Origin of the sequence: Myxococcus sp. AB025B (assembly GCF_006518215.1) — a bacterium.
Taxonomy (GTDB): domain Bacteria; phylum Myxococcota; class Myxococcia; order Myxococcales; family Myxococcaceae; genus Myxococcus; species Myxococcus fulvus.
The window spans coordinates 1-4741 of record NZ_SRLW01000484.1; the positions used below are offsets into that span (position 1 = coordinate 1).

Annotated in this window: 3 protein-coding genes and 1 pseudogene; all 4 read left to right on the forward strand. The window is 69.6% G+C overall.

Annotated features, from left to right (window positions below; translation table 11 throughout):
- Positions 1–193: 193 nt before the first annotated feature.
- Positions 194–1324, forward strand: a complete 1131-nt coding sequence (rffA, locus tag FL311_RS41260; protein ID WP_141333099.1) for a dTDP-4-amino-4,6-dideoxygalactose transaminase — start codon at positions 194–196, stop codon at positions 1322–1324.
- The gene (locus FL311_RS41265) at positions 1318–2043 is read left to right on the forward strand and encodes a WbqC family protein (protein ID WP_141333100.1); all 726 of its coding nucleotides are present in this window, start codon (positions 1318–1320) and stop codon (positions 2041–2043) included. The genes rffA and FL311_RS41265 overlap by 7 nt, the downstream gene beginning before the upstream one ends.
- 112 nt (positions 2044–2155) lie before the next feature.
- Positions 2156–3904 carry a glycosyltransferase family 39 protein gene (locus tag FL311_RS41270; protein ID WP_194869598.1) on the forward strand — a complete coding sequence of 583 codons (1749 nt, stop codon included), beginning with the start codon at positions 2156–2158 and terminating at the stop codon, positions 3902–3904.
- 53 nt (positions 3905–3957) lie between these two features.
- Positions 3958–4741 (forward strand): annotated as a pseudogene (locus FL311_RS41275) (hypothetical protein); the annotation flags it as partial.

The window sequence follows — 4741 nt, forward strand, 5'->3', positions numbered from 1 at the left end:
GTCATGCGGAGGGGCGGGCGGGGCGAGCCGCACGCGTGGAGCCTACCGCGTTCCCGGGGCATGTCGTGGGAGGAGTGGGGTCGCCTGCTCGGCGCGCGTCCCTCCGGTTGGGGGGCCACCTGCTCCCAGCGCCTCCCAGAGCCCGGGAGGCTGCTGTAGCCTGGGGGCCCCCGAACGGCTTCCCATGAGTCCCATGACCATCCCCTTCAATCGGCTGCAGATGCTCGGCGACGAGGCGAAGTTCATCGAGCAGGCGCTGGCCAACAGCCACCTGATGGGAGACGGCGGGTTCACCCGCAAATGCCATGCGCTGCTGGAGCAGACGCTGGGGGTGGGGCGGGCCCTGTTGACCACGTCCTGCACGCACGCGCTGGAGATGGCGGGACTGCTGCTCGATTTGAAGCCCGGTGACGAGGTCATCGTTCCGTCCTTCACCTTCGTCTCCACCGCGAACGCCTTCGTGCTGCGGGGCGCGCGGCCGGTGTTCGCGGACATCCGGCCCGACACGCTGAACCTGGACGAGCGCAAGGTGGAGTCACTCATCACCGAGCGCACGCGCCTCATCGTCCCCGTCCACTACGCGGGGGTGGGCTGTGAGATGGACACCCTCCTGGAAATCGCGGGGCGCCGGGGCGTGGCCGTGGTGGAGGACAACGCGCATGGCCTCTTCGGACGCTACCGAGGGCGCGCGCTGGGGACCTTCGGCAGCTTCTCCACGCTCAGCTTCCACGAGACGAAGAACGTGAGCTGCGGCGAGGGCGGCGCGCTGCTCGTCAATGACCCGCGCCATGTCGAGCGCGCGGAAATCATCCGCGAGAAGGGCACCAACCGCAGCCGCTTCTTCCGGGGCATGGTGGACAAGTACACCTGGGTGGACGTCGGCTCCAGCTACGTCATGTCGGACCTGCTGGCGGCCTTCCTCTACGGCCAGCTCCTCGAGCACGAGCGCATCCAGTCGCGTCGCCGGGCCTTGTGGGAGACGTACCACCGGGAGCTCGCTGGCTGGGCCGCGGCCCAGGGCGTGCGCCAGCCCCATGTCCCGGCCGAGTGCGAGCAGGCCTATCACATGTATTACCTCTTGATGCCGTCGCTGGAGGTCCGCACGCGCTTCATCCAGCAACTGCGCCAGCAGGGCATCAACGCCGTGTTCCACTACCTGCCGTTGCACGTGTCGGACATGGGGCGGACGTTCGGGGGACAGGCGGGGGACTGCCCGGTGACGGAGTCCATCAGCGACCGATTGGTGCGGCTGCCCTTCTTCAGCACCATGACGGAGCAGGAGCAGGCCACGGTGCTCACCGCCGTGAGGGATTTCCGGTGCTAGGGCCCCGGCACACCGTCGCCATCATCCAGTCCAACTACCTGCCCTGGAAGGGCTACTTCGACATCCTCCACGATGTGGACACGTTCATCTTCTACGATGACGTGCAGTACACCCACCGCGACTGGCGCAATCGCAACCGCGTCAAGACGCCGACGGGGCCGGTGTGGCTGACCGTTCCCGTGGGCTCCAGCACGGACCGGCTCATCTGCGAGGCGCGCATCGAAGACGACGCGTGGGCGCGCAAGCACTGGGAGACGCTGCGCCACCAGTACGCGCGTACGCCGCACTTCGAACGCTACGCGCCGTTCCTCCGCGACGTGTACCTGGCTCGCAAGTGGACGCATCTGTCGGAGCTGAACCAGTTCCTGGTGCGCCACATCGCCCGGGAGTGCCTGGGGCTCCAGGTGCGCTTTCGTGACTCGCGTGAGTGGACGCTCGCTGGAGCGAAGCAGGAGCGCATCCTCGACCTGCTGAAGCAGGCGGGCGCCACGCACTACGTCTCCGGTCCCGCCGCGCGTTCCTACCTGCGGCAGGAGGACTTCGACGCGGCGGGCATCCAGCTCACCTACAAGGACTACGGTGGGTACCCCGAGTACCCGCAGGTCCATCCCCCGTTCGAGCACGCGGTGACGGTGCTGGATGTCCTCTTCCACCTGGGGCCCGAGGCACCCGAGGCCATCTGGGGCTGGCGGAAGCGGGCACCTGGAGCGGACCGCTGACCGCCGGCTGGCCCTGCGCGCGTGCATGCGCGTGGCTTTGCCCGCCGGACGAGGGGTGTGCTACCCCACGGAGCCGATGACCTCGGTTCGTGGCAGGACGGGATGGACCTCGGTGACCCAGGCAGCCCTGGGCTGCTTCCTGGTGGCCGCCTTCTTCGGGCTGGGCCGCACGGCCCCGGGCCTGAGCATCTCCTTTCGGATGCCCTTCAGCGCGAGCTCATCGGGCGAGCTCTACCAGTGGCTCGGACATGCGCTGCTGCTGGTGCCGGGCGGCGTGCTGTTGGGTCTGGCCCTGATTCCGTGGGTCGCGCCGTCCGCTGTCCGTCTGTGGAAGCGGCTGGACTCCCTCGACGCGCGGGAGCGGCTGACCGGAGGCGTGCTGGTGGGCGTGGTCGCCTTCCTGGCGGCCCGCATCGGGCGCTTCGTCTTCCTGTTGGACCGCCCGGTGACGGACGACGAGCAGGCGGCGCGCTTCGGAGGGCAGGTGCTCGCCAGCGGCAGGTTCCTGGTGGAACTGACGGACCCGCTGGAGGCCTTCCCCACGCTCTACCTGTATGTGAAGGATGGGATGGGCTCCAGCTTCGAATGGCTGGGGTTGCAGGTGGCGTGGGCCCTGGGAGAGTTGACGGGCACCGGCTCGCTCATCTTCTCGCTGGCGGCGGCGGTGCCCGCGGTGGCGGTGGCCTGGGTGGCGACGCGCCGGCTGGGGCCCGCGTGGGGCACGGTGGGCGCGCTGCTGGTGTTGCTGTCGCCCATGTCCGCGCTGTTGTCGATGACCTCTCACGCGCACCTGTTGTCGCGCGCGGCCCTGTCCGTGGCGGTGGTGTTCTTCGTCCTGGCGGAGGAGAGGGGCGGGCGCTGGTGGCTGGGGCTGGGGCTGATGAGCGGCGTGTCCTTCCTGTGCCGGCCGTTCGAGACGCTCTTCTTCCTGGCGCCCTTCTATCTCTGGGTGCTGTGGCGGCTGGTGCGCCGGGAGCTGCCGGTGGGCGCGTGCCTGGGCGGGCTCGTGCTGGGGTGGCTGCCGGCGTTGGTGGCGTTCCTCGCCTTCAATCATGCGGTGACGGGGGATGCGCTGCTGCCCGCGCGCGTCTCCATGTACACATTCCCCGCGAAGCTCACGCAGAACGACAGCTCGATGCTGGAGCGCTTCGGCGCGAACACCAGCTACAACACGTTGATGCTGGCGGTGTGGTTCCTGGGGCCGGTGGGGCTGTTGCTGGTGGGCGTGGGGGCCGCGTGGGACCGGCTGACGAAGCTGCTGTTGTCGTCGGTGCTCGTCCTGCTGGGACTGGCCCTCTTCCACGACAACCATGGCATCCACTCCGTGGGCCCCATCCACTACTCCGAATGTGCGCCGGCGCTGGCCTTGGTGGCCGTGCATGGCTTGAAGCGACTGGTGGATGTGGCTCGCCGAGCGCAACTGCCGCCCGCGACGCTCATGGCGGGGATGTTGGGCGCGCTGGTGGTGGGGCTGGGAGTCTTCGATGCACGCAACGCGCTGGCCCTGCGCGAGCAGGCCCGCATCCACGAGACGATGGAGTCGTTCCTGAACGACGCGGGCCTGGGGCGCGCGGTGGTCCTGGCGCCGCAGTACGCGGTGGCGTGGAGTCAGGTCCCCGCCTTCCGCAAGGTGGGGAGCTTCGTGCTGGAGTGGGCGCCTCCCCATCCGAGCTACGAGTCGGACCTCATCATCCTGCGGGATGGCGAGGGCTTCGCGCGCAAGCTGCGCTCACGCTTCCCGGACCGACGCTTCTTCAGGCTGCTGCCCGGCAAGGCTCCGGAGCCCTTCCGGTTGGAGCCCATCCCTGATGACACCCCGGCCGCCGCGCCTGTGCCCGCCGCGGACAGGGCGCCTCATTGAGCGGCACTGAAGAATCTGTGCCGCCAGCCCGCCCATCGCTCCTGAGCACCGCCATGGAAACCCCCGCTGTGCATCCCGGCCTGCTTCGACCCCATCCTCGGTCCCTGCTGGTCTTCGTCGTGGCGCTGGCGGTGTATGCGGGGACGCTTCGCAACGGGCTCGTCTACGACGACCTCCAGCTCGTGGTGGAGAACCCCTGGTTGCGCTCCTGGACGGAGCTGGGCAACGCGTTCCTCCACCCATTGTTCCCCTCGGAGGACGGGGTGCCGCCCGCGGAGGCGCGGGGGCCCGCGGGGGCCTACTTCCGGCCATTGGCGCACGTGCTCCTCTTCGCGCAGCGCTCGGTCTTCGGGCTGCAGGCGTGGGGCTTCCACCTGGTGCTGATGCTGCTGCACGCCGGCGTCAGCGTGCTGGTCCTCCGGCTGTTACGCACATGCTTGAAGACGCAGGACGCGGGCTCGGCGGGGGCGGCGGAGTGGGCCGCGTTGGCGGGGGCGCTCCTGTTCGCCGTGCACCCCGTGCATACCGAGTCGGTGGCGTGGGTGAGTGGCTGCATGGACGTGGCGGCGACCCTCCTGGTGCTGCTCGCGGTCCGGCAGATGGTCGCCGGGCCTTCCACTTGGAGCCGAGGCTTGGGCGCGGGGCTCCTGTGGGGCGCGGCGCTGCTCTTCAAGGAGGTGGCGGTGGTGTTCCCCGTCGTGCTGTGGGCCACCGACAGGGCGATGGGGGTCGTCGTGTCGCCCCCGGGGCTCCGGGGATGGGCACGTCGCTATGCGCCGCTGGGCCTGGGCGCGTTGGGGTACGCGGTGCTGCGGCTCAACGCGGTCGGCTTGTCCC